The organism is Streptosporangium sp. NPDC051023 (assembly GCF_040689595.1).
Taxonomy (GTDB): Bacteria; Actinomycetota; Actinomycetes; order Streptosporangiales; family Streptosporangiaceae; genus Streptosporangium.
Genome location: NZ_JBFBCE010000049.1, coordinates 44841 through 68041, shown reverse-complemented (window position 1 = coordinate 68041; position 23201 = coordinate 44841). Strand labels below are relative to the sequence as shown.

Genomic DNA, 23201 nt, shown 5'->3' with positions numbered 1-23201 from the left:
GACCATGCGGGTGCTCACGTGCGCTTCTCCTGCTCGTACTGGGCTTCGTCTTCTTCGGTCATCTCGGCTTCGGCGGGGTTCGCCGGGTCTCGAGGAATGGGCCACGCCTCCTGCTCGGGGAGCGGATGGTGGTCGAGGAACTCCTCGATCGCGTCTCCGAGGTCCTCCACGTCGGGGTCCATCACGTCGTCCCGGTAGACGGGCTCCTGGAACTCGAACTCGGTGGCGGGGCGGCGGATCGTGGCCATCACGCCGCCCCCAAGTGCTCGCGGTGGTGGAGGCGCCGCACGAGCTTGTTGCGGCCCGCCCGCACCTCCACCGCGTGGTGATGCGCGGCCACGTCCTGCCAGCGCAGGCACACCCCCCACCGAGGGGCCAGGATTACCGCGGTGATCCGGATAGGCTCGCCGCCGTTCCAGCCGCGGCGGCTCACGATGTCTCCCGCCACAAGCTGCCCGGCAGGGCACGTCTCGTGGATGAACGCCTCGAGGTCGGCCTGGGTGAACCGGCGGTGACCGCCGCCGGTTCGAACCGACGCGGTGAGCAGACCGTCACGCTCCCACTGGCCGACCGCCCGGGGCAGCACGCCGAAGAGCCTCGCGACTCCCCCGGATGCCAGGTGCGTCACACCGGACGGGAACACCACCATGGCGGGAAGGACTGCGGGGGCGCCCATCACCTCTCACCCCCCGGAGTGGGAGAGGACTGCGCCTCAACGGGCGCCAGGCAGCCGCAGCCGAGCTTGTTGCACGACTCCGGGTGAGGGTTCGACTTCACCCCCGGCATCCGGGACCACAGGCCTTGGTGCTCGGCGACGAACAGGTGCCCGCACACGCACTTGGCGCGCTCGTCCTCTGCGTCGTAGTCCTTCTCCTTGTCGGCGGAGATGACCATCTCGACGCCGTCGCTGACGAGGCCCCTCAGCGCGTGGCTGAGCTGGCCGAGCCAGAACGCCATGGAGACGCGGGACATGTCGTCGGGCCGGTGCCGGTCGAACTCCTCCAGCGTCTGTCTGGCCACAGCGATCGCGCCCTGTGACCCGGCGGGGATGGCGGCGAGGGTGGCGTGCACCTGGGCCTCAGCGAGCAGCAGCGCGGCCTCGGGGCTGCTGCCGTCGTGGAGCCTCACCGTGTCCTCTGCCGCTTCCAGCAGCACCTCGGCCTGGCGGTAACGCTCAGCCCCGGTCATGCCGCCACCTCCGCCCGGTGCGCGACAGCGGTCCACCGCTGCTTGCCGTGGTGGTCGCGCTGCTCGTATCGGACGTAGGCCACGTCGGTGGAGGCGAGGGCCCGCGCGGCGGCGTGCCACGCATCCCGGTCCAGGGCGTGGCGGCCGTTGCGAACGCCAGCCAGGCCGCCCCAGCACGGCACCGCACCCCACCCGATGACGTCCCGGTCGCCCGGGATGACCACGTACCAGGCCTCATCCGGCAGCGGCGGCGCGTACTCCCGCACCCCCGCCGGGTGGTGCACACGCACCACACACCCGGCAGGGACGCGGACCACAGCGACCTCGGTAGCGCTGGGGCGGGCCTCCACCAGGGAGACGACAGTCAAGGCGGTCACGACTCCACCGCCTGACCGGCCGCGCCGCGCAGCCACTCGACGACCTGGACCTTCGACAGAGGGGTCGCCCACCGGTACAGCACGGCGGGGTCCTGGCCGATGGAACGCAAGTGGTCGTCGAGGGGGTCAAGGACGACCTCGACGGAAGCCGGGGCGACCGCCCGGCGGATGATGCCGACGGCCTCCCTGCCCATCACGCGGGCCTGCCGCAGCTGGGCGATGGCGTCCGCCGCCGTCAGAAGAGCGGCGGAGGTGGCCGACACGGGTCCGGAGGGCTCGTCCGGAGCGGTCTGGCTGACCGGCGCGACGGTGAGGGCGGTCACTTCTGGCCCCCGTTCAGGGCGTCAGCCACCCGCACGCCGAGCTCGACCTGGTCGAGCACTTCGCGCGTTGTCTCGGGGAACTGGGTCTTCATGGTCTGCCAGGCGTTCGCCTCTTCGGCGACGCTGGCCTTACTGTTGTTCATGACTGTCCTGCTCTCTGTGGTTCGTGAGCGGGTGGTCAGCGGGTTCCAGCCGGTGGCTCGGCTGGGCCCGCACTAGTTGGGGGTGTCGGCGAGCTCGTCCAGACGGTCAAGCTCGCCGAGCTCCTCGAATCGGGCCAGGGCGCCCAGCAGCGCGTAGTCCTGCGCCGGGGTCACGCGTCGGCCCCGAACAGCTCGAACTGGGGCGAGTACTGCGCGGCGTACCAGCGGTCCCAGACCTCCTCGAACACCGGCAGGTCCTTCTGCGTCCAGGCGAGGGTCTCCCGGATACTGCCGTTCGGGATCTGCGTCTGCCGCTTGCCCGGCTTCACGCCGTGCTCCGCCTCGTACAGGGCCGCGGCGCGCTTGCCAAACGTCGACTGCGCCGACTCGATGTCCCGCTTCTTTAGCCCTTTGGACTTCAGGAAGTCCGGGACATACAGGGGAACTTCGAGGGGGTCGACCTCGGGCTCCTTGCCCAGGCCGATCGCGGTCTGGACGCGGATGTTCAGCCGCAACCACTCCTCATCCAGGAAGCCATCGCCCGCCTTGAGGAGCTCGATCCTCGCCTTGGCCAGCTCAACCCGGTCGAGCGCCTCGGTCCGCTGCTCGTGGGTCGCGACGTCTTCGAGGTTGAGCAGGTAGGCCCGGATGTCCTTCGCGACTTCGGAGTCTTCGAGGAGCTGGCCGACGTTGAGGATCGTCCGGCGGGTGTAGAGAGCGAAGGAACGGCGGTTGGGCGAGGGGGTCAGGTTGACACTCTCGAATTCCCGCAGCTCCGCACCCTTCAGCACCTGCAGGCCGTTCTCCTCAAGCTCGGCCCGGTTGCGGCGGGCGACGCTCTTGATAGCGTCGACCTCGACCTCGAAGTAGTCCGCAACCAGCTCGGTGCTCATGTGCACGCCGTCGGGGAGCAGGGTGAGCGCCTTGACCTTGTCGAGCGCGTCTACCCGGCCGACGTACTCGGCACGCAGGGACGGGGACTCTGTGAGGGCAGCCTCGTTCATGCCGCCTCACCAGAAGCCTTGGCCGCCTTGGCCGCCTTGGCCTGGCGAGCCTTGCGCATGACCCGCGCGTAGTACGCAGCCTTGGCGTTCTCGGCTCGCTTGATCCGCTCCTGGTACGGCATCTCCTCGTGCGGGTCGACCTTCTTCAGCCAGTACTCAATGCTGGCCGGGGAGTTCTTACGGGCTGCCGCCGTAGCCGCCGTCCGGTCGGATTCACGAGCCCACCGACTGTTGGCTGCGATCTTGGCGATGCTCTTGCGCTCAGCGGGGCTGGTCATACGGACGCCTCATTCCGTGCGGCGTCGGCGGCTTTGGCGTACTCGTTGCCGCTGATGATCGCCGCGAGGGGAACGCGGAGCAGGTCGGCGATCTGGCGGCATAGCTTGTGGTTCGCGTGCTTGCGGCCAGCCATGACGTTGCTCACGTAGCTGTGGCTGCGTTCAAGTGCGGCCGCGAGTTCGCCCACCTTCCAACCGTGCGCTTCGGTGAGCGCTCGGATCGTTGCGCCTACGCGCACGTCCTCGGGGTTCAGGGGCTGTTCTGCCATGACAGAACCATAGGGAACAAACGGGAACTTCACAAGGAAGGAACGGGAAGAAAATGAAACTTGCGGGCACAGTGGGACTCTAGTTCTGCCTGCATTAGCCCTGATCAGCCCTTATGCACCTTGACCTTTCCTCTTGTTCCAGCAAACTTGCCGTGTCAAGCTCTAGCTTGTTCCCGTTCGTTCCCGCATGATGGGGTCTCATGAGACGACGACGCGACCTTGAGCGCGCCGCCGCATACGTTGTCGCCCGACGCGGGGAGATGGGCTTGAGCCGCCCTGCCCTGGCGACAGCCGCTGGCATCGACACCAAGACCCTCTACAACCTGGAGTCCGCCACACGCTGGCCCCAGGCCGGCAACAGAAGCGCGCTCGAAGCTGCTCTCGGTTGGCAGCAAGGCGATCTCGCGAAGATCGCCGAGGCGGGCGGAGAGCCGACCCCGCCACTCGTGCGGCCCTCAGCGTTCGAGATTCAGGCGGAGTTTCCACGCCTTGGAGTTCAAACCGCCACCGCAGCGCCAGCCAAAGCCACCAATGAGCGGCGCTATCCAGTGTGGTTCATCCGCGAGGCGGATCGCCGAGGAGTTGCCGTAGAGGTAATCGACGATTCGGTGGTCGTATTACAGAAACTGGCGAACGACCTGGGGCAGACGCTTGGAGAGCTGCTGCTTCACGTCGGATTGGCATCGGAAGAAGACCTAGCCATACACCACCGGCCGATCTCCGAAGCGAGAAGTGAGGCACTGGCGGAATACGACGAAAGCGCAGAGGAAGATGCGTCTTCATCTTTCCTTTCGTCTCGCGAGCGGAGAAGGGTAGAGGTAGATGCCGCCGCGAGGCGAAAGAAAAGAATCGAAGAAAATCCATGAGCCGCTAATCCGGATAGCGCCCTCAGAGGACGTGGTTGAGGTGGCCTATCCTGCGCTCGTTTCTTCGCGCGTCAGCCTCCTCTCTGAGCGCTTCGGCGAGGCGAATCTCCCTGATCTTGTTGCGAGCCAGAGCGAGGCCTAGATGATCCGATCGGATCATCCAAGCAGCCGCTGCTGCCACGCTGACCAGGAACGTCGCCATGGCGACTGTCAAGAAAATCTTGATGTGCGTGTCATCGAGCGCAATCGTCAAGGTTTCCCCCCAGAGCGCCGCGGCGCTCACGGTGAGAGACCATCGGATGATGCGTAGTGCCATGTGCTTTCCCTCCATTGGCCGCCCACGCAGAGACGGCCGCTGCGGCAGTGCTTCGCCCGAGGCATTTGCGGCAGTGCGGACCACTGTATGTGACGGTGAAGCACGAGGGAACAGGGGCTGAACTTTCAGCATCACGTTCGAATATGACCTGAGATCGGCCTGAAACCACTCCATTACGGTCAGTAGCCAGAAGACTGATAGTCCCACTGGCTATGACCGTTATGCCTGGAACGCGCCAGTCTCAAGGGGGAGAAAAGACTATCTCTGGCGACAGATTGACGAACACATATGCGATCTAATTTCAGATACGATCCCCTGGCGACAAACGCGCGTGCGCAGTCCTCGCCCGACGGTCCGCAGCAGCTCGACCGTAGCGTCGAACCATTGAGTGAGAGGACCATCCAGCAATCTGCATCAGATCGCCTTCTGTGCCGCCACTCTCCAGCCAGTCATCGGCGAACGTGTGCCGGAACCGGTGAGCATGCACGTTCGGAACACCAGCCTGAAGGCTGCGACGCTTAAGCATCTGCTGTATTCCGGACTTCTGCAATTGTCCTTTTCTTCCCAGCCATAACCACTCCGAGTCGGCGTCGGGATGCCGAGCACGGACACGGATGTAGCGGTCCAGATCTCGCGCGGCCTTCTTGCCGATGGGGACGACGGCGATGTTGCCCCCCTTCTTACGGATGCGCAGCAGCTTCTTGGACAGCATCACGTCAGATTCTTCGGGCTCGGAGCTGTAGCGCAGCCCTGCCATGGCGTCGACGCGGATGCCGATGTCCATGAAGAGCCTCATGATGGCGGTGTCACGACGATCGGGCAGAGAAGTCCCGGAGCAGACCTTCAGCAGCGCTCGCAACTCGTCGTCGCTGAAGGTCTCGGTGGGGACGTCGGGAACGGTGGGGCGTACGACGTTGGCCATCGGGTGAGCCGCTTTCCGCTCCCCTTCCTTGATCAGCCAGTTGAAGTAGGCCTTGAGGTTGCGGTAGTGCTTGTCGGCGTTGCCGGCGCTGTGCTTGCGGACACCGCACGGGCAGGGCTCGGTGCGGTCATCGTCGACCCAGCAGCCTTGCAGGCAGGCGACGAGGAAGCTGCGGATGTGCTCGGCCTGGGTGCCCTCGACGCGGTCGGGCATGCCGTGGTGCTCGACGTAGGTGCAGTAGTGGCGCCCGGTCGCCATGTAGGAGACGATCGTGTGGTGAGACCGGTTGGCCGATTCGAGGGCGAGAGTCCACGAAACGAGTAGGGAGCGTAGTCGCGGTGATCTATCCTGTCTCTTGGTGGGGGGCATGGACCGGATCCTATGCTGTAAGCAATGTGTGCACACGTGGTACGGTCTCTTTGCCTCCGAGAACCGGCAGTTCAAAGCGGTAAAACTGGCGCCCTTAGCTCAGCTGGATAGAGCACCGGACTTCTAATCCGACGGTCGCAGGTTCGAATCCTGCAGGGCGCGCATCTCGCAAGCAGCACAAAAGAGCCCCTGACCAGCGGCAACGCCGGTCCGGGGCTCTCTTGCTGTGTGCGGTGGTGTGCGGCTAGCGGCGGGCGACTGCGGTTGATCGTGCCAAATACGTGCGCAAGTTTCCGGGCGCGTTCCGGATCACTCGTCGTCCCCCTTGAGGGCGTCGGTGATCCGGCGCTTGGCGGCTTCGTCCTGGCTGACTATGCACTTGGCGTAGATCCTGAGCAGGACTTCCACACCTGTTCACCCAGGCAATCGCCAGGTGGCGCGGTGGGATGAGGGTAACGCTCCCCGGACCCCTCCCGAACGGAGGACCCCATCCCGCCGCGCCGTCCTACCGCACCTGCCCGCAGAGCAACGCCCTCCAGACGTCATCACCCTGACGGATCGGCCACCGGTAGGTCTCACGCACCAGCCGGGCACCGTTGAAACGGTGCATACGGCGAACGAACGCCTGTCCACCGGCATGGCACAGCTCATACACCGTGGAGCCACAGCCACAACTCCACTCGATCACCCGCACCCGCTCCGCCAGACACTGCGCCCGCCACACCAGCCTCATGTGACCCGGCTGCGGATTGGCCACATGCGGGCTCAGACACCCCTGCAACGCGATCATTGCGGAGCCCAGCCGGTCGGCACGACCTGCGCGGCGGCCATCCGGCGCAGTTCGGCGTACCGGGCCGCGACCTGTCGCGCCGTACCCATCGGATCCTCGACCCGGCCGTAGGCGTCCCAGCCCACCCCATCCCGCGCCGCCCGGCCCAAGGCGTCCCGGCCGGACTTCCACCGAAACACCCGCCCGTCGGTCCACACCACCAGCCCCGACCAGACCGACACCAAGGCCAAGCAGTAACCGTGATGCACATCGCAGACGATCCCCAGCCCGGCCAGCTCCCGCTGCAACCGCTCGGCCGCCTTCACCGCACCGATCACCTCATCGGACCTGCCATACCCCGGCCCGGTGGGCGGCTGTTCGCGCCTGTCCATCATGCCGCCTCATCGGCCGCCGGGCAGTCCAGGCACTCGACCTGGACCAGCTTCACGGCCTGCCCGTCAAGCTGAAGCGCCACCTCGGCACGACTACGGCGCCCCCACCGCCAGCCGCGCCCGTGACAGGTCGGACACTCCCGGCTCGTCGGCTCGTCCTCGGTAATCATGGGTCAAGGGTCTTCACCTGGGGTTACGTAACCCATCCCGGGCCGGAATCCTCCGCCCGAATAGCTGATATCCCTTGACGGGATAACCGCCGAGCGACAAGCGTTGTATAGCCAGAAGACCAGGTCACCAAGGGGATAACCATATGTCCGCAGACGCGACTGAACCGGTCGTTATCCTGCCGGAGCTATGGCAGCGCCCCGAAATGCTGGCGGCCCTCAGAAAGCGGGATATCGGCTACGTTTTTCGCCTTATCCGCCAATACGCCGGGGCCAGCCAGACCCGTATCGGTGTCGCGGTGAACCTCAGCCAGGGCAAGATCAGCGAGATCATGAAAGGGAGCGTGCAGGTCACCTCGTTCGAGGTGATCGAACGAGTCGCTGAAGGCCTGCGCATGCCCGACGCCGCCCGCTTGGCCCTTGGTCTCGCCCCCGTCGCCTCTGCAGCATCGCAGGTGGTCGCCACCGTCTCCCATCCCGTCCCAGTCATCCCGCCTCGGGATGGAATGTCGGCAAGCGGCCTGCTTAGCGTGGAAAGCCCTGTCACTGTCGGCCAGAGTCAAAGCGCCGCCCCGTGGGACGTCGACGTTCTGACCCTGGCCTGGATCGTGGGAAGGCTGGACGCTCACGTGGACCGCCGAACGATGCTCCTGCTCGCCGCCGGAATGACCGCCGAAGCCGCGGCCACCATCGCCGCCCCTTGGAAACGCCTGGCCCACGCGCTCACCGGCCCGCAGACACTCGACGAGGAGACCGTCGAACGCCTCGAAGCCCGCACCATCGGCTTCCACCGCCTGGAGTTCGCCCTGCCCGCCCGCGCCATCTACCAGGGCCTCACCACCCACATCAACGAACTGAGCAACCTCCTCCAGAACAGCCCGCCCGACCGGCTTCGCCGACGCCTGGCCACCACCGCCGGAGAAGCCGCGACCTTGGCCTCCTGGATCGCCTGGGACCTCAAACAGCCTGGCCAGTCCGTCTCCTTCGACCGCGTCGCAGCCCTGGCCGCCAAGGAGAGCGGGCACCCGATCATCCAGGCGTGCACCCACGCCTACAAGTCCTACGCCCTCGAAGGCCGCGCTGCCCATGAGGCCGTACGCCAGGCCCAGCAGTTCCTGCCCGCCCAGGGCGACGACGCCACCCGGGCTTGGCTGCTCAGCCGCCAAGCCGAAGAACTCGCCGCTCTCGGCGACCGTCACGCCCTCGACCTCCTCCACCAAGCCGAAGACGCCTACAGTCGAGCCCGGCCGCATCGGGAACGCGCCTGGACCCGGTTCCTCGACCCCGGCCGCATGGCCGCCTTCCAGCTGTCTGCTTATGTACGGCTCGGCGATGAACATCGGGTGATCGAGATTGGGCAGGCTGCCCTGTCAGCCCTCGGCCAAGACAGCGACCGCAAGAGAGCAGCCGTCGTCTACGCGGACATCGCCCAGGCCCAACTCCAGATCGGCGATGTTGCCGAAGGAGTCGCCTACGGTCGCCGCGCCCTGGAAGCCGCCCAGCGCAGCGAATCCACCTGGGGACTCCAGCACCTCACCACCGTCGAGAAGGCCCTTGCCGCCCGGCAGGATCAGACTGCCCGGGAACTGCTCGGCGACATCGTGGCTACTCGCCGGAGTCTGGGGACGTCTCCCGCCTGATCCACTCCAGATAGTCAGCCGTACCGGCCACCAGTGCCACCGCGACGATCTGCGGCACCTCATAGGAGTGCAGCTCCCGCACCCGCCGCGCCAGTTGCTCGAACCGGCCGAGGGTCGTCTTCATCAGCACCAGCCACTCATCCGAGCGCCGGATCTCCCCCTGCCACCAGTAGACCGACTCGATCGGCGCGACGACCTGCGCCGCAGCGGCCAACCGCTCCTCCACCACTGCCGAACAGATCCGAGCCGCCTCCCCGCGGCTGCTGGCAATGACGTGAACCTCGACGCAGTCCGAAGAATTTTCGATCACCTTGCAACACTGCCGAATTGTTCTCATGGGTATCAAGTGCGGCGACGCGGCGCGCCGCCGCACGGCCCGCCGCCCGAGCGTGCGGCGTGGGCGCCGGTCTCGGCCGGCGGCGGGACCACGAGCCGCCCACCGCACCGCTCACGCGCCGTACCCGTCCCTCAGCCGCCGTACAGGGTCGCACCGCCGTCCCGCGCTTGTTCAGCAGAGTCAGCCGCCAACACACCTGCTTCACCCCAATACGACCATCAGTAGAACCCGTCCGCGTCCAAACGCTTGGTCGACCTCATCCCGTCTTCGCGTCTAGGGCGTATACCTTGCGGTCGTTGCTTCCGATGTATACGACACCATCCACCACCGCCGGACTCGAATCGACCCAGCCGCCGGTTTTGTGGGTCCAGCGTTCAGCTCCGGTCTTCGCGTCTAGGGCGTACACCTTGCGGTCGTAGCTTCCGATGTATATGACGCCATCCGCCACCGCCGGATTCGAAACCACCGCGCCCTTGGTTTCATAGGTCCAGCGTTCAGCCCCGCTCCTCGCATCCAGCGCATACACCTCGCCTCTGAGGCATCCGATGTATACGATGCCATCCGCCACCACCGGACTCGAACTCGCCAGACCGCAGATTTCGTGGGTCCAGCGCTCAGCTCCGGTCTTCGCATCCAGCGCATACATCTTGAAAATGCTTCCGATGTATACGATGCCATCCGCCACCACCGGACTCGAACTAACCGGCTCGCTGGTTTCGTGGGTCCAGCGTTCGGCTCCGGTCTTCGCGTTTAGGGCGTACACCTTGCGGTCGTTGCCTCTGACGTATATGACGCCATCCGCCACCGCCGGACTCGAACGAACCGGACTGCTGGTTTCGTAGGTCCAGCGTTCAGCTCCGGTCTTCGTATCCAGCGCATACACCTTGCCGTCGTCACTGCCGATGTATACGACGCCATCCGCCACCGCCAGACTCGAACGAACCGGACTGCTGGTTTTGTGGGTCCAGCGTTCAGCTCCGGTCTTCGCGTCTAGGGCGTACACCTTGCGGTCGTAGCTTCCGATGTATACGACACCATCCGCCACCGCCAGACTCGAACCAACCCAGCCACCGGTTTTGTGGGTCCAGCGTTCAGCTCCGGTCTTCGCGTCTAGGGCGTACACCTTGCGGTCGTTGCTTCCGATGTATACGACACCATCCGCCACCGCCGGACTCGAACCAACCACACCGCCAACTTCGTGGGTCCAGGAGATTTTCCGAGACGGCTTCGGAGTAGAAGATGGAGATTGATAGGTGGTAATAGCCTGTGGAGGGGAATGCCTCTCAGAAGAAGTAAGAGGAGGCCTAGCCAGATAGACCGCTACGAGAGTAAAACCGGCGGCCAGCGAGCCTATACCGGCAAAAACCTTCCAGTTTCGCCGCTTCGGTAAACGGAGCGTCGAGTGCCGGTCGTTCGAGGCGTCAGCCCTGCCCGCTCCGTCAGGGTCGGTGAGTCGATGTGTGACGGTAGCGGTTACAGCGAGATCGTCTTGAACCTGGTCAAGAGTGGCGGCCTCCCGGTGGAAGACGTCGTCGACATAGCGGAAGATCTCTTCGACCACTCGTTGATCGTTGTCCCCCATCAGTTGTGTGTCGGCGATGACCGGTAGCGCCCGACTCACAGGGGAGGCGCTCTCCAACACGGGGCGGGCGTCGATGTCAGTGAGGTGACGCCGCGCCTCAGTTGCCTGGGCGTGAGCCTCACGCAGGAGTCGTTCACCTTGGGCACGTTGCCGTTCGGATTCCTCCAACCGCCGTTGAACCTCTCCGCGCAGTCGTTCCGCCACCGCCAACCGCTGCTGCGTGTCCTGAAGGTCCCGGCGAAGGCGGGCAACCTCGGCTTTCAGCCGTTCACGCTCCGCCTTGCCGACCTCGGCGGTGGCGCTTATGCCGGATTGGCTGGCCACGAGTCGGTCATGAAGTTTCTGCCGCTCGATCGTCAGTTGGGTCGCGGCCTGGGTCAGCCGATCCCGTGTCTTCAGCAGCCCTTCGCCGATGTTGTTCTGCTGGGCTATCGACTGTTCGATTCGATCGGTCTTTTCCTCGATCGTCCGTACCAGATCATCCAGGGCCTCCAGCGCGTCCGATGAGGTGCCGACCGCCTCGCCTCTGGTGCGTGCCCAGCCGATCATTCCGATCGCTATCGGAAGCAGCGACAGTAATTGCGCGATGTTGGCCGCTGCCCCCAGATCCCAGGCGCGCAGCGCGAATCCCAGGAGAACGACCGAGGCGCCGATCGCCAGTCCGGCGACCGCCCACCGCCATCCGCGCCAGCCCATGGCTTTCATTCTGGTATCGAACGTTCCGAATGTGATGCGCTGTGATCAGATCGCTACGAAACCGGAGCAGTGCATCCCATATAACGCCATAAGCTCTACAGTCATCCACTACTTCACGAACCTGCCCGTTGCATGTCCAGTATCCGATTGTCCCAGCAGCTACACCAAAGGGTTCCGAAACTGATCCGTCAAGCATCAAGTGAGATCGGACAGCTAGACACGTACGTAATCCGTACGACTGGATCCGTATAGTCGGTGATGTTGAGCGGGACTGTCATCCGCCGACAGCGCCGATCACGCACTATGGCCGTTGACCGAGGCGCAATGCACGTCCCCCAACGCATGGCCGCCGGGCGCCTTGCGGCGCACCTCCAAGCCGTCCGGGGAAAACCTGATGGATCCCTCGCCATCGCCCTGCCCGCGTACCCATCCAGTGGTCACACCACCGAATATGTGCACGCCGATGGATGGTTCGAACCTGATGTAGTTTCTGCCGCCAGCCGGTTCGTGCACTTCTTTGGTGATCACACTGTTCACGTCGGCCTTGTCGGCGTGCACGGTTCCCCATGCACCGGTTCCCTGGCTGACGTTCAGTCCATCCTTGGGGAAAGTGATCTTCCCGTCGCCAGCACCTCTCCCCTGCACCCATTCGGTGTTCACGCCAGTGACGTCGGCCCTGTCAGCCGTCAAGGTCCCCTTCGCGCCGGAGTCGTTGGAGATCTCCGCTCCTGTGCCAGTGAAGGTGACGCCCCAGTTGGTCGTGGTCCCCTGGACGCGGGGGGTGTTGATGCCGACGGTGGCGGTAAGCCTTTCCAGTTCGGGATAGCGCACGTGAACGGTCGTGGTGAGGAAGTGCCGGTTCTGAGGGTTGGCGGGGCCGGTGACGACAAGGGTGTAGGTGGTGGCCCGCTTCGGAGCGTCGGCGGCGGCCGGTGACCAGGTGCCCCAGACACGGGGGAAGGTGACGGCGCGCCCGGGTACAGGATCTCGTAGGTGAACTCGCCGGATCCATCCCAGAGCAGCTTGAGCTCCTCTCCGGCGTCCAGCATGGCCTTTTCCGGACGGAAGTTGCGCGGCGCCGGAAGATCCTTCGGGGTGGTCTTCACCAGCGGTACCGCCGTGAGGCTAATGCGACCCCCACTGCTGTCCTGGGTGATCTCGGTAACCGTCAGCACGGCCACCCCGGCGATGGCTGCGACAGTGAAGTCCTCCAGGGTCAGCACCATGTGTCCGGCGAGGTCGAACCGGGCCGTGAAACCGGCCTGGGGGTGATTCGGAAACTACCGCTGCCCTGCTGCTGGATATTCACCCCTTCGCGACCCGTCACCGGATCGATGTACTCGCCCCTGACATTGATCGTGCTGTCCGGGTGAGGTCGCCGACGTCGTTGCCCAAGGGCACATTCACCTCGATCTGGGACCAGTCCACCACCCTTCCAGGGTTGGTGACGACCAGATACACCGTCCCTTTGGACGTGGCACTCCGCCAGGCCGCTGACGCCTCCAGGGACACCGGATCAGTGAGGATGGTGTAGGTCAGCGCGGTCAAGGTCACGACTCCTTTTCTTGGACAACGATTTTCTTGGACAACGACGCAGGCCGAAGACCTGCCCGCTACGAGAGAACCAGGCCGGGCACGACAGGCGGCGGCACGGATGACACGCCCGAAAACCGCCACTTGTGAGGCACCAAAGAGGAGCACCTCTAGATCCAAACGCCAGGATGAGAGCGCAACAAGAGCATTAAAAAGGGCCATAACGGGGGCGCTTCGGCAATATCCTCGGCATCTTGACAAGCACCAGGAGCATGAGTCACTGGTCGGCTCCACGCATAAGGGCCTCAAGCAGCGCATCATGACGGCCCTGGCTACCCTGACGACTCAGGGTCGTACGGACGACAAGTCCGTCACTTCTCCGGCTGACGCTGGTGAGGTGGAGCGTTCATGTCCCCCCTACGACTCAGGCACTGTTCCGGATAGAGGGAACAGTGTCCAGCCGGAAGGCGATCTCGTGGCTGCCCCCATCGGGATGCGGCAGAGGATCTCGTCGAGGATCACCTCGCTGCGCGATTCGACCCCGAGGGCGCGGTGATGTCGAGTGCGAAATCCGTCACCCCCTCGTAGCGGATGACGAGGTCCTCTTCGTGCTTCCAGCAGTTGTGCCGGAACGCGAGTTCCATCGTTCAGCTGGCCGGATCATGGCGCATCGGGCTGAAGGCCCGGGCGACGAGCGAGCGGAGTGCCTCGAGGCCGCCCTCGGCGAAGCCCGCGGAGCGGGCCTGCACAAGCACGTTGCCGATGGCCGTCGCCTCCACGGGTCCCGCGAGCACCGGGAGGCCCGAGCGGTCGGCCGTGCGCCGGCAGAGCAGCGCGTTGAGCGCGCCGCCGCCCACGATGTGGATCGTCTCGACGCCGACGCCCGAGAGGGCCGACGCCGTACGAACGGCGCTCGCGAACGCCTCGGCCAGGCTCTCGACGATCGAGCGGGCGAACTCCGCGCGGCTCCGCGGCGCGGAGACCCCGTGCTCGGCGCACCACTCCGCGATGCGCCCCGGCAGGTCGCCCGGAGCGAGGAACCGCGGGTCGTTCGCGTCGAACACGGGCACCGCGGTCGTGACCGCGGCCGCCTGTGCGAGAAGCCCGGGCAGGTCGATCGACGACCCGTCGCGCTCCCACCAGCGCACCGACTCCGACAGCAGCCAGAGCCCCATGACGTTGTGCAGGAAGCGCACCCGACCGTCGACGCCGCCCTCATTCGTGAAGTTCGCCTCGCGCGCGGCGTCCGTGATCACCGGCCGCTCGAGCTCGACGCCGACGAGGCCCCAGGTGCCGCAAGAGATGTAGGCCGCGGACTCGGGGCGCATCGGCACGGCGACGACCGCCGAGGCCGTGTCGTGTGAGCCGACGGCCACGACCCGCGTCCCGGCGGGAGCGCCGAGTTCGGCGGCGACTCCGGGCCGCAGGCCGCCGAGCGAGGCGCCCGGCGAGACGAGGCGGGGCAGCAAGGACGCCTCGAGCCCGAGCCGTTCGACGAGCTCGCGGTCCCAACCGCCCGTCTCGACGTCCAGCAGCCCGGTCGTCGAGGCGTTGGTGCGCTCGGCGACCTTCGCGCCCGTGAGCTGGAAGCCGACGAGGTCGGGGATGAGCAGGAGCGAATCGGCGAGCCCGAGGCATCCGCCCGCCCGCTCGGCCGTGAGCTGGTACACGGTGTTGAACGGCAGGAACTGCAGGCCGTTGCGGCGGTAGAGCTCCTCGAACGGCACCCGCGCGTGCACTGCCTCGACCGCGGCCTCGTTGCGTTCGTCGCGGTAGTGGAACGGCTCGCCGAGGACGCGGTCGCCGCGCAGCAGCGCGTAGTCGACGGCCCAGGAGTCCACGCCGATCGACGCGACGCCGGGCTCGCGGCGGAACGCGTCCGCGAGCCCGCGCGTGAGGTCGCGGTACAGGCCCGTGAGATCCCAGTGCAGGCCCGACGCCAGGCGCACGGGCCTGTTCGGGAACCGCGCGACGTGGTCGAGCCCGAGCGTGCCGGCCGCCTGGTCGACGTGCCCGACGACGACCCGGCCGCTCGTGGCCCCGAGGTCGACCGCGGCGACCGCCCCGGCGGTCATCGCAGGAACGCGGTGGCGACCCCCGCGTCGACCGGGACGTGCAGGCCGGTGGTGTGGCTGAGCTCGGGGCCGGTGAGCACGAACACCGCGTTCGCGACGTGCTCGGGCAGCACCTCGCGCTTCAGGATCGTGCGCTGGGCGTAGAACCTGCCGAGGTCCTCCTCAGGGATGCCGTAGGTCTTCGCCCGGTTGGCGCCCCACCCCGAGGCGAAGATGCCCGAGCCGCGCACGACGCCGTCGGGGTTGACGCCGTTGACCCTGACGCCGTGCTCACCGAGCTCGACCGCGAGCAGGCGCACCTGGTGGGCCTGGTCGGCCTTCGCCGCCGAGTAGGCGATGTTGTTCGGGCCGGCGAACACCGAGTTCTTCGAGGAGATGTAGACGATGTCGCCGCCGAGGCCCTGCTCGATGAGCACCCGCGCGGCGGCCTTCGACACGAGGAACGAGCCCTTGGCCATGACGTCGTGCTGCAGGTCCCAGTCGGCCTCGGTGGTCTCGAGGAGCGGCTTCGAGAGCGAGAGGCCGGCGTTGTTCACCACGAGGTCGAGGCCGCCGAAGGCGAGCACCGCCTCGTCGATCGCGGCCTGCACCTGCGCGGCGTCCGTCACGTTCGCCTGCACGCCGATCGCGACATCCGTACCGCCGAGCTCGGACGCCACCGTCTGTGCCTTCTCGAGGTCGAGGTCGGCGACGACGACGCAGGCGCCCTCGGCCGCGAGCCGGGTGGCGACGGCCTTGCCGATGCCGGAGGCCGCGCCGGTGACGAGCGCGATGCGCGTCGCGTGCGTCTTGGGCTTGGGCATACGCCGCAGCTTGGCCTCCTCGAGCGCCCAGTACTCGATGCGGAACTTCTCCTCGTCGGAGATGGGGGCATAGGTCGACAGCGCCTCGGCGCCGCGCATCACGTTGATCGCGTTCACGTAGAACTCTCCGGCCACGCGCGCGGTCTGCTTGTCCTTGCCGAACGAGAACATGCCGACACCGGGCACGAGCACGATCGCCGGGTCGGCGCCGCGGATCGCGGGCGAGTCCTCGGTCGCGTAGGCGTCGTAGTACGCCCGATAGTCGGCGCGGTACCGCTCGTGCAGCTCCTTGAGGCGCGCGATGCTCTCCTCGACACTCGCCGACGTCGGCAGGTCGAGCACGAGCGGCTTCACCTTCGTGCGCAGGAAGTGGTCGGGGCAGCTCGTGCCGAGCGCCGCGAGCGGCTGCAGCTTCTCGCGGGAGAGGAACTCGAGCACCACCTCGCCGTCGGTGAAGTGGCCGAGCTGCGGCCTGTCGTACGACGCGAGCCCGCGGATCGTCGGCGCGAGCGCGGCGGCCCTCGCGCGCCGCTCGGCCTCGGGCAGCGGCTCGTAGCCCGGCACGACAGCGCCGAACGGCTCCGGCTTGCCGTGCTCGGCGAGGTACGCCGCGGCGGTTTCGATGATCCAGAGCGAGTTCCTCTCGCTCTCCTCGGAGGTGTCGCCCCATGCGGTGATGCCGTGGCCGCCGAGGACGCAGCCGACCGCCTGCGGGTTCTTCACCTTGATCTCCGCGATGTCGAGGCCGAGCTGGAAGCCCGGGCGGCGCCATGGCACCCACACGACACGGTCCCCGAAGATCCTTTTCGTGAACTCCTCCCCGGCGGCGGCGGTCGCGATGGCGATGCCCGAATCCGGGTGCAGGTGGTCGACGTGCGCGGCGTCGACGAGGCCGTGCATGGCCGTGTCGATCGACGGCGCGGCACCGCCTCTACCGTGCGGCCCACCCAGCCCGAACAGGCAATGGTCGAACGCGGCGACCATCTCGTCCTCGCGCTCGACGCCCGGGTACACCTTCACGAGGTCGCGGAGCCGGTCGAGGCGCAGCACCGCGAGCCCGGCCTCGGTGAGCGTGCCGAGGTCGCCGCCCGAGCCCTTCACCCAGAGCAGTTCGACGGGCTCGCCGGTAACCGGGTCGGTCTCGGTGCCCTTCGCCGACGTGTTGCCGCCGGCGTAGTTCGTGTTCCTCGGGTCGGCGCCGAGGCGGTTCGACCGCGCGATGAGGTCGGCGGCTGCCTGGTTCGTCATGAGCGGGATTCCTTCGGTGTGGCGGATGGTGGTCTGTTCCCCCGTCGGCTGGACAGGCCGCTTCGAGACCGTCGTGGTACCGGGGGTCTGAGAGTCCCTTGATCTCCCACGAGTCACCGGAGCACGAGTCACCGGAGATCGACGCTCTCCGTGCGGGAGCGGTCGATTCCCGGCGAGTCGATGGGCTCACGCGCCCCAGCCGGCCTGCGTGCCGCCGACGCGCTGCTCGGCGGTCCGGGCGAGGTAGCCCGACTCGGCGAAGGCCGTCATCGGATCGGCGGGCAGGCCCCGCGACTCGCGCCACTCCGCGAGGGCCGGGCGCACGTCGGTGTGGAACGCGTCCATGAAGACGCGGTTCGCCTCGAGCACGTCGCCGCCGCGCTGGGCGGCGGCGAGGGCCTGACGGTCGACGAGCAGGGCGCGCGCGGTCATCTCCTGCACGTTGAGCACCGAGCGGATCTGGCCGGGGATCTTGTCCTCGACGTTGTGGCACTGGTCGAGCATGAACGCGACGTCGGGATGGTTGAGGCCGCCGCCGCGGATGACCTCGAAGAGGATCCGGAACAGCTGGAACGGGTCGGCCGCGCCGACGATGAGGTCGTCGTCGGCGTAGAAGCGCGAGTTGAAGTCGAAGGAGCCGAGCTTGCCGAGGCGCAGCAGCTGCATGACGATGAACTCGATGTTGGTGCCGGGCGCGTGGTGGCCGGTGTCGAGGCAGACCATGGCCCTGTCGCCGAGCGCGGCGACCTGGACGTAGCTCGTGCCCCAGTCCGGCACGTCGGTGTGGTAGAACGCCGGCTCGAAGAACTTGTACTCGAGCACGAGGCGCTGCCCGTCGCCGAGCCGGTCGTAGATCGTCTTCAGCGACTCGTGCAGGCGATCTTGACGGCCGCGCAGGTCGGCCTGGCCCGGGTAGTTCGAGCCCTCGGCGAGCCAGATCTTCAGGTCGCGGCTGCCGGTGGCGTGCATGACGTCGATGCACTCGAAGTGGTGGTCGATCGCCTTCCGCCGAACCCTCGGATCCTCGTGGGTGAGGGCGCCGAACCTGTAGTCGTCGTCCTGGAAAGTGTTCGAGTTGATCGTGCCGAGGACGACGCCGAGGTCCTCGGCGTGCTCGCGCAGGTCGTCGTAGGAGTCGACCCTGTCCCACGGGATGTGCAGGGCCACGGTCGGTGCGAGGGCCGTGTAGGCGTGCACCTGCGCGGCATCCGCGATCTTCTCGTACGGGTCGCGCGGCGTGCCCGGCGTCGAGAAGACCCTGAAGCGGGTGCCCGAGTTGCCGAACGCCCAGCTCGGCAACTCGATGGCCTGCAGCTCGAGCTCGGCCAGGATGTCGGGGGAGAGCGTGGTCACGATCGCTTCTTTCTGTCGGTCGGACGCCGCGGTCGGGTTCGTCGTCGAGCGCGGCGAACTGGGCTTCGAGGTGGAAGATCTCGGTCAGCACCAACGGAGGCAGCCTGCTGTCATCCATCCCGCCGGCACACACCTGCCACACCCGAGGTCACCGCTCGGTGACGAAAAGCACCACGAGTGGTGACCGCAATCCTCACAACCAGCTCACTGGTCAAGCCCGAGCAGGCGCACGCCCTCCTCGCGCATCTCGACCTTGCGGATCTTGCCGGTGACCGTCATCGGGAACCCGTCGACGACGTGGACGTAGCGCGGGATCTTGTAGTGGGCGAGCTTGCCGGCGCAGAACTCCCTGACGGCCTCGGCGGTCAGGGGTGTGCCGCCCTGGCGGATGACGATCCAGGCCATGAGCTCCTCGCCGTACTTCTCGTCGGGCACGCCGATCACCTGCACGTCGGCGATGTCGGGGTGACGGTAGAGGAACTCCTCGATCTCGCGCGGGTAGACGTTCTCGCCGCCCCTGATGACCATGTCCTTGATCCGGCCGACCACGTTGACGTAACCGTCGGCGTCCATGGTGGCCAGGTCGCCGGTGTGCATCCAGCGGGCGGCGTCGACGGCCTCGGCCGTGCGCTCCGGCTCGTTCCAGTAGCCGAGCATCACCGAGTAGCCGCGCGTGCACAGTTCGCCGGGCTCGCCACGCGGCACGGTCAGCCCGGTCTCCGGGTGCGTGATCTTGACTTCGACGTGCGGCATCACCTGTCCGACGGTCTCGGTGCGGCGCTCCAAGCTGTCGTCGGACCTGGTCATGGTGGAGACGGGCGAGGTTTCGGTCATGCCATAGCAGATGGCGACCTCGGCCATGTTCATCTCGGTGACGACGCGCTTCATCACCTCGACAGGGCAGGGCGAGCCCGCCATGATGCCGGTGCGCAGGCTGGACAGGTCGTACCGCCCTGCGAGGGTGAGCTCGGCGATGAACATGGTCGGCACGCCGTACAGGGAGGTGCATCGTTCCTGCTGTACGGCCCGCAGCGTCGCCTCAGGGTCGAAGCCGGGCGCGGGGATGACCACGCACGCGCCGTGGGAGGTGGCGCCGAGGTTGCCCATCACCATGCCGAAGCAGTGGTAGAAGGGCACCGGCAGGCACACCCTGTCGTGCTCGTCGTAGTGGAGGAGCTCGCCGACGAAGAACCCGTTGTTGAGGATGTTGTGGTGCGAGAGCGTGGCGCCCTTGGGGAAGCCGGTCGTGCCGGAGGTGTACTGGATGTTGATCGCGTCGTCGGCGCTCAGCGACGCCATGCGCTCGCGCAGCCGCTCCTCGGGGGCGCTCAGCGCCAGCAGCCGGTCCCAGCCGGGGTCACCGAGGTAGACGACGTCGGCGAACCCGATCTCCTCGACCATCGCGCGGTAGTCGCTGCCCTTGTGCGAGAGCGCGCTGATGAGCAGACGCAGGCCCGACTGCCTGACGACGTAGTCGAGCTCGTGGCCGCGGTAGGCGGGGTTGACGTTGACCAGGATCGCGCCGACCTTCGCGGTGGCGTACTGGACGATCACCCATTCGGGGCAGTTAGGCGCCCAGATGCCGATCCGGTCGCCCTTGGCGATGCCGGAGGCGAGGAGCGCGAGGGCCAGCCGGTTCACGTCGGCGTCGAGCCCGGCGTAGGTCCAGCGACGACCGGAGGGCACGTCGACGAGTGCCTCGCGGTCGCCGAAGCGCCGTACGGTCCGCTCGAAGTTGTCACCGATGGTCTCGCCCAGTAGCGGGGTCGGCGCCACTGCGCTCGAGTAGGACTGCATGTCACGACCTCCGGTCGGTGGGTTCATTGAAGATCATGGTGTGCCCGAGTGGCCGGGATCGCCGGTGCGGGCGAAGCGCACCCGGGCGGCGTGCAGCCCACGCCGCGCCGGATCCGCCATGGTGGTTCTCCTAGGTGAGGTTCTTGAGGGCCTGGTTCTGCCAGGCGGTGTTGGTGGGGAGCTCGGCGGTGCTGCCGGCGAACGCCCCGCGGGCCTGGGTGTCGGCCTGGAGGCGGTACCTCAGCCAGGCGGTCACGTAGCCGAGGAAGGCCCCGCCGGTGTTCTGGATGTCGTTGTGCCCCGCGCCCTTGAGCAGCGCCCTGCCCGCTCCGGCGGTGGCCTGGTCGTAGTAGCCCTGCACGGTCGCGGCCGAGGAGATCAGCCAGTCGTTCGCGCCGCTGAGGAAGAGCACCGGGCAGGTCAGGTCGGCGACGGAGAACTCGTCTCCTGGGCTGGCCATCCACTGCGCGGGCACGGCGATCGGCACGACGGTCTTGATCAGCCCGGCGGAGTCGTTGGCCGCGTTGATGGATCCGCCTGCGCCCTGGGAGTGGCCGACGGCGGCGACCTGGGCGGTGTTCAGCTTGCCGTGGAAGACGCTGGCGGGGTCGGTGTCGAGGCCGATGAGGTGCTGGGCGGCGGCGAGGATCTCGGCGCCCGTGCCCGTGGTCGTGTCGGTGGAGGCGACCACCGCGAAGCCCCACGAGGCGAGGTGGTTGAGCAGTCCCGGATAGTTGTCGGGGGTGGCCCACGAGCCGTTGCCCCATGTGACGATCGGATGGGTGACGCCGCCCGAGCCCAGGGTCGAAGGGTAGTAGAGCCGGTGGCCGCCCGAGGTGCCGGTGGCGACCGGCCACGGACCCGCCGCCTTGTAGATCGTCTCGATGGTGGAGGCGGCGTTGGCCTCGGTGGTCCACGACAGGAATCCGGCCGACATGAGGCCGAGCGCCCCTGCCCGCAACGCCTGCCGACGGGTGAAGTTCTCCATGGTCACCTCGTAGATTATTCGGAGACGTGAACGTCTTCTAGGAGAGGGAAGTGCGAGGCGAACGCCCCGTTGCCGACGGTGAGCGGGCACCCGGCGTCGGCGATGGTGTGCCGACGCACGGGCGTCCTGCTGTCTGTGCTCACGCACGCCCCGGCCTGTCTACGCTCACGCACACCCCGGCGTGCCGGAGGCGCGCTGCTGGCGCATGGCGGTCACGTCGCCCGCGACGGCCGACTGGGCCATCGGGCCGAGGTCGAGCACGACGTCGGTGAAGGCGAGCGACGCCTTTCGCATCGCCGGCAGGTCGATCGCCTCGGTGCCGAACTGCGGCGAGAACAGCGTCTTGGGCGCGGCGATGGGCGAGATGACGGGCAGCAGGTGCTGGTTGTACGGCGTGCCCTCGCCACCGAAGCCGCAGTGGTGCGGCACCGTGGCGAGGTCGGCCGCCGACAGGCCCTTGAGGATCGCGGTGCGCCTCACGTCCCAGTACTGGATGTGGCCCTTGACCAGTTCGCGCAGCGGTGTGCTCTCGCTGACGGGGACCAGCAGCAGTTCGGTGAGGGTGGGGCTGGCGACGAGTTGCTTGCCCGGCAGGCCGTTCGGCCTGGCGACCGCGTCGTAGCGCTTGGCGCCGAGGTGCTCGAGCACGACGACGGAGGAGACCTTGCCCTGGTCGTACTCGGCGTCGAGCTGGGCGGCGAGCTGACCCGCGCCGCCCTCGCGAACGTCGGGGCCGGTCAGGTGCTGGTAGAGGTGGCCGGTCACGAACGCGAACTGCACGGTGCGCGGACGGCACTCCACCGGCAGCGACGACAGGTAGCGGGCCATCTCGATCATGGTCAGCGGGCCGTTGTCCCACACCGGGCTCATGCCGTCGGTGTGGCTCTCCACGACGATCTTCTGGGCGCTTCCGCCGGGAAGCGTCGCGAGCAGGGTGCGGGTCGTCGTCGGCGTCCAGGCGGCGTTCACGGTCAGCGAGGCCTGGACCGGCTGCCCGGCGGCCAGCGCGTCCTTGATCTGCTTGCCCTGGTCGGCGCCGACGTACGCGCCTGGCACGCCGTACGGCAGGCCCTCGTAGGGCGCGTACATGCCCTGGATCTGGGCATGCGGGAGCTGGCTGACCTCGATCACGCCCACCGCGCCCGCGGCGGCGGCCGCCTTGAGGTCGGCGTCGGCCGCGGCCGGGGCCTCCATCGAATCCGAGCCGAGCAGGTTGATCGTGAGGGCCGGGTCGTACATGGAGTAGCCGAGGGTTGGCGGATAGAACAGCAGGTTGGGCACGTTGGTCCACGGCAGGTCCCTGACGACGATCTTCCCGGCGGCGTTGGCCGCGGTGATGTTCGTCCCTGCGGCCAGGTGGACGAGCGGCGCCGAGACGCCGCCCGCGCCGGTGGAGGAGGAGAACGGCACGGGGGCCGCGACCTGCACGGCCGTACCGCCGACGGTCAGGCCGGTGCCGAGGCTGTCCCAGCGGTCGATGGCGTAGGGCAGGGAGGAGAACTGGAGGCCGGGGATGGCCGCCATCTCGTCCTCCAGCCAGTCGACGTAGTCGGCGTGCGCGGTGGAGCCGGTCGGCCTGGGGCCGAACGCCTCCTGCTGCTCGGCCAGGGTGCTCAGGCGGGCCTCGGAGGCGAACGCGGCGGGGTCGACCCTGACCGGGCAGGCCAGAGCGGTCGCCTGGGCGGAGGCCGGTTGCGCGGGCGCGACCAGCGGGAGGAGAAGGGCGAGGAGGGCGAGTCGTCTCACGTGGGGGGTCCTTCCATTGA

At 67.3% G+C, this 23201-nt stretch carries 26 protein-coding genes and 1 tRNA gene; 3 read left to right on the top strand and 24 right to left on the bottom strand.

The genetic code is table 11. From position 1 onward, the window contains the following. Window positions 1–14: 14 nt before the first annotated feature. The 9 genes from AB0395_RS28820 to AB0395_RS28780 form a co-directional block, all read right to left on the bottom strand. Complete coding sequence (locus AB0395_RS28820; RefSeq protein ID WP_366286250.1) at window positions 15–251, bottom strand: hypothetical protein; 237 nt, start codon at window positions 249–251, stop codon at window positions 15–17. Continuing rightward, window positions 248–676 carry a MerR family DNA-binding transcriptional regulator gene (locus AB0395_RS28815; RefSeq protein WP_366286249.1) on the bottom strand — a complete coding sequence of 143 codons (429 nt, stop codon included), beginning with the start codon at window positions 674–676 and terminating at the stop codon, window positions 248–250. The genes AB0395_RS28820 and AB0395_RS28815 overlap by 4 nt, the downstream gene beginning before the upstream one ends. After that, complete coding sequence (locus AB0395_RS28810; RefSeq protein ID WP_366286247.1) at window positions 676–1188, bottom strand: hypothetical protein; 513 nt, start codon at window positions 1186–1188, stop codon at window positions 676–678. Before AB0395_RS28810 ends, AB0395_RS28815 begins: the two co-directional genes overlap by 1 nt. Further along, window positions 1185–1565 carry a hypothetical protein gene (locus tag AB0395_RS28805; RefSeq protein WP_366286245.1) on the bottom strand — a complete coding sequence of 127 codons (381 nt, stop codon included), beginning with the start codon at window positions 1563–1565 and terminating at the stop codon, window positions 1185–1187. Before AB0395_RS28805 ends, AB0395_RS28810 begins: the two co-directional genes overlap by 4 nt. Then, a complete protein-coding gene (locus tag AB0395_RS28800) occupies window positions 1562–1888 on the bottom strand; it encodes a hypothetical protein (protein ID WP_366286242.1) in 327 nt (108 codons plus the stop codon). The genes AB0395_RS28805 and AB0395_RS28800 overlap by 4 nt, the downstream gene beginning before the upstream one ends. Next, entirely contained in the window at window positions 1885–2031 is a 147-nt protein-coding gene (locus AB0395_RS28795; RefSeq protein ID WP_366286239.1) for a hypothetical protein, read from the bottom strand. Before AB0395_RS28795 ends, AB0395_RS28800 begins: the two co-directional genes overlap by 4 nt. Window positions 2032–2201: 170 nt before the next feature. Continuing rightward, on the bottom strand, window positions 2202–3035 hold the full coding sequence (locus tag AB0395_RS28790; protein ID WP_366286237.1) for a hypothetical protein: 834 nt from the start codon (window positions 3033–3035) through the stop codon (window positions 2202–2204). After that, window positions 3032–3313 (bottom strand): hypothetical protein, encoded by a 282-nt coding sequence (locus tag AB0395_RS28785; RefSeq protein ID WP_366286235.1) that lies wholly within the window; start codon window positions 3311–3313, stop codon window positions 3032–3034. Before AB0395_RS28785 ends, AB0395_RS28790 begins: the two co-directional genes overlap by 4 nt. Further along, a complete protein-coding gene (locus AB0395_RS28780) occupies window positions 3310–3582 on the bottom strand; it encodes a helix-turn-helix transcriptional regulator (protein ID WP_366286232.1) in 273 nt (90 codons plus the stop codon). Before AB0395_RS28780 ends, AB0395_RS28785 begins: the two co-directional genes overlap by 4 nt. A gap of 200 nt (window positions 3583–3782) precedes the next feature. Here AB0395_RS28780 and AB0395_RS28775 point away from each other — a divergent pair, with 200 nt between their 5' ends. Continuing rightward, window positions 3783–4448, top strand: coding sequence for a helix-turn-helix transcriptional regulator (locus AB0395_RS28775; RefSeq protein ID WP_366286231.1), 666 nt, complete (start codon window positions 3783–3785; stop codon window positions 4446–4448). 22 nt (window positions 4449–4470) lie between these two features. Here the strand turns inward: AB0395_RS28775 and AB0395_RS28770 are convergent, their stop codons facing one another. Beyond that, window positions 4471–4764 carry a hypothetical protein gene (locus AB0395_RS28770; RefSeq protein WP_366286228.1) on the bottom strand — a complete coding sequence of 98 codons (294 nt, stop codon included), beginning with the start codon at window positions 4762–4764 and terminating at the stop codon, window positions 4471–4473. 301 nt (window positions 4765–5065) lie between these two features. Next, window positions 5066–5944, bottom strand: a complete 879-nt coding sequence (locus AB0395_RS28765) for a tyrosine-type recombinase/integrase (protein ID WP_366286226.1) — start codon at window positions 5942–5944, stop codon at window positions 5066–5068. Between the two features lie 199 nt (window positions 5945–6143). Here AB0395_RS28765 and AB0395_RS28760 point away from each other — a divergent pair. Next, window positions 6144–6217 (top strand) — tRNA-Arg (locus AB0395_RS28760). Window positions 6218–6560: 343 nt separating this feature from the next. On the opposite strand, the gene AB0395_RS28755 is transcribed toward AB0395_RS28760, so the two are convergent. From AB0395_RS28755 to AB0395_RS28745, 3 genes are read right to left on the bottom strand one after another with little or no spacing between them, the layout of a single operon-like run. Beyond that, on the bottom strand, window positions 6561–6788 hold the full coding sequence (locus AB0395_RS28755; RefSeq protein ID WP_366286223.1) for a hypothetical protein: 228 nt from the start codon (window positions 6786–6788) through the stop codon (window positions 6561–6563). A 53-nt stretch (window positions 6789–6841) separates the two neighbouring features. Further along, window positions 6842–7219, bottom strand: a complete 378-nt coding sequence (locus AB0395_RS28750; RefSeq protein ID WP_366286221.1) for a hypothetical protein — start codon at window positions 7217–7219, stop codon at window positions 6842–6844. Continuing rightward, complete coding sequence (locus AB0395_RS28745; protein WP_366286219.1) at window positions 7216–7386, bottom strand: hypothetical protein; 171 nt, start codon at window positions 7384–7386, stop codon at window positions 7216–7218. Before AB0395_RS28745 ends, AB0395_RS28750 begins: the two co-directional genes overlap by 4 nt. 143 nt (window positions 7387–7529) lie before the next feature. On the opposite strand from AB0395_RS28745, the gene AB0395_RS28740 reads away from it, so the two are divergent. Next, entirely contained in the window at window positions 7530–9023 is a 1494-nt protein-coding gene (locus tag AB0395_RS28740; RefSeq protein ID WP_366286217.1) for a helix-turn-helix domain-containing protein, read from the top strand. On the opposite strand, the gene cutA is transcribed toward AB0395_RS28740, so the two are convergent. The 10 genes from cutA to AB0395_RS28690 all read right to left on the bottom strand — a co-directional run bounded on the left by cutA (window position 8989) and on the right by AB0395_RS28690 (window position 23181). After that, window positions 8989–9360 carry a divalent-cation tolerance protein CutA gene (cutA, locus tag AB0395_RS28735; RefSeq protein WP_366286215.1) on the bottom strand — a complete coding sequence of 124 codons (372 nt, stop codon included), beginning with the start codon at window positions 9358–9360 and terminating at the stop codon, window positions 8989–8991. The genes AB0395_RS28740 and cutA overlap by 35 nt on opposite strands. A 256-nt stretch (window positions 9361–9616) precedes the next feature. After that, window positions 9617–11647, bottom strand: coding sequence for a PQQ-binding-like beta-propeller repeat protein (locus AB0395_RS28730; RefSeq protein WP_366286212.1), 2031 nt, complete (start codon window positions 11645–11647; stop codon window positions 9617–9619). Window positions 11648–11932: 285 nt separating this feature from the next. After that, entirely contained in the window at window positions 11933–12469 is a 537-nt protein-coding gene (locus tag AB0395_RS28725) for a hypothetical protein (protein WP_366286210.1), read from the bottom strand. A gap of 492 nt (window positions 12470–12961) precedes the next feature. Beyond that, window positions 12962–13186, bottom strand: a complete 225-nt coding sequence (locus AB0395_RS28720; RefSeq protein WP_366286207.1) for a hypothetical protein — start codon at window positions 13184–13186, stop codon at window positions 12962–12964. A 632-nt stretch (window positions 13187–13818) separates the two neighbouring features. After that, complete coding sequence (locus AB0395_RS28715; RefSeq protein WP_366286204.1) at window positions 13819–15246, bottom strand: rhamnulokinase family protein; 1428 nt, start codon at window positions 15244–15246, stop codon at window positions 13819–13821. Continuing rightward, the gene (locus AB0395_RS28710) at window positions 15243–17297 is read right to left on the bottom strand and encodes a bifunctional aldolase/short-chain dehydrogenase (RefSeq protein WP_366286201.1); all 2055 of its coding nucleotides are present in this window, start codon (window positions 17295–17297) and stop codon (window positions 15243–15245) included. The genes AB0395_RS28715 and AB0395_RS28710 overlap by 4 nt, the downstream gene beginning before the upstream one ends. Window positions 17298–17483: 186 nt before the next feature. Next, window positions 17484–18650 (bottom strand): L-rhamnose isomerase, encoded by a 1167-nt coding sequence (gene rhaI, locus AB0395_RS28705; protein WP_366286198.1) that lies wholly within the window; start codon window positions 18648–18650, stop codon window positions 17484–17486. 204 nt (window positions 18651–18854) lie between these two features. After that, window positions 18855–20447 (bottom strand): AMP-binding protein, encoded by a 1593-nt coding sequence (locus AB0395_RS28700; RefSeq protein ID WP_366286195.1) that lies wholly within the window; start codon window positions 20445–20447, stop codon window positions 18855–18857. A 130-nt stretch (window positions 20448–20577) separates the two neighbouring features. Continuing rightward, complete coding sequence (locus AB0395_RS28695; protein WP_366286255.1) at window positions 20578–21435, bottom strand: alpha/beta hydrolase; 858 nt, start codon at window positions 21433–21435, stop codon at window positions 20578–20580. Between the two features lie 165 nt (window positions 21436–21600). Then, a complete protein-coding gene (locus AB0395_RS28690) occupies window positions 21601–23181 on the bottom strand; it encodes a hypothetical protein (RefSeq protein ID WP_366286192.1) in 1581 nt (526 codons plus the stop codon). Between the last annotated feature and the right edge of the window lie 20 nt (window positions 23182–23201).

Coding starts and splice junctions, on each gene's coding strand:
- AB0395_RS28750 (WP_366286221.1), bottom strand. CDS start 7,219: ATGATGGACAGGCGCGAACAGCCGCCCACCGGGCCGGGGTATGGCAGG.
- AB0395_RS28745 (WP_366286219.1), bottom strand. CDS start 7,386: ATGATTACCGAGGACGAGCCGACGAGCCGGGAGTGTCCGACCTGTCAC.
- AB0395_RS28710 (WP_366286201.1), bottom strand. CDS start 17,297: ATGACGAACCAGGCAGCCGCCGACCTCATCGCGCGGTCGAACCGCCTC.
- AB0395_RS28810 (WP_366286247.1), bottom strand. CDS start 1,188: ATGACCGGGGCTGAGCGTTACCGCCAGGCCGAGGTGCTGCTGGAAGCG.
- cutA (WP_366286215.1), bottom strand. CDS start 9,360: ATGAGAACAATTCGGCAGTGTTGCAAGGTGATCGAAAATTCTTCGGAC.
- AB0395_RS28780 (WP_366286232.1), bottom strand. CDS start 3,582: ATGGCAGAACAGCCCCTGAACCCCGAGGACGTGCGCGTAGGCGCAACG.
- AB0395_RS28740 (WP_366286217.1), top strand. CDS start 7,530: ATGTCCGCAGACGCGACTGAACCGGTCGTTATCCTGCCGGAGCTATGG.
- AB0395_RS28775 (WP_366286231.1), top strand. CDS start 3,783: ATGAGACGACGACGCGACCTTGAGCGCGCCGCCGCATACGTTGTCGCC.
- AB0395_RS28715 (WP_366286204.1), bottom strand. CDS start 15,246: ATGACCGCCGGGGCGGTCGCCGCGGTCGACCTCGGGGCCACGAGCGGC.
- AB0395_RS28755 (WP_366286223.1), bottom strand. CDS start 6,788: ATGAGGCTGGTGTGGCGGGCGCAGTGTCTGGCGGAGCGGGTGCGGGTG.
- AB0395_RS28765 (WP_366286226.1), bottom strand. CDS start 5,944: ATGGCGACCGGGCGCCACTACTGCACCTACGTCGAGCACCACGGCATG.
- AB0395_RS28730 (WP_366286212.1), bottom strand. CDS start 11,647: ATGAAAGCCATGGGCTGGCGCGGATGGCGGTGGGCGGTCGCCGGACTG.
- AB0395_RS28785 (WP_366286235.1), bottom strand. CDS start 3,313: ATGACCAGCCCCGCTGAGCGCAAGAGCATCGCCAAGATCGCAGCCAAC.
- AB0395_RS28795 (WP_366286239.1), bottom strand. CDS start 2,031: ATGAACAACAGTAAGGCCAGCGTCGCCGAAGAGGCGAACGCCTGGCAG.
- AB0395_RS28770 (WP_366286228.1), bottom strand. CDS start 4,764: ATGGCACTACGCATCATCCGATGGTCTCTCACCGTGAGCGCCGCGGCG.
- AB0395_RS28695 (WP_366286255.1), bottom strand. CDS start 21,435: ATGGAGAACTTCACCCGTCGGCAGGCGTTGCGGGCAGGGGCGCTCGGC.
- AB0395_RS28700 (WP_366286195.1), bottom strand. CDS start 20,447: ATGCAGTCCTACTCGAGCGCAGTGGCGCCGACCCCGCTACTGGGCGAG.
- AB0395_RS28790 (WP_366286237.1), bottom strand. CDS start 3,035: ATGAACGAGGCTGCCCTCACAGAGTCCCCGTCCCTGCGTGCCGAGTAC.
- AB0395_RS28815 (WP_366286249.1), bottom strand. CDS start 676: ATGGGCGCCCCCGCAGTCCTTCCCGCCATGGTGGTGTTCCCGTCCGGT.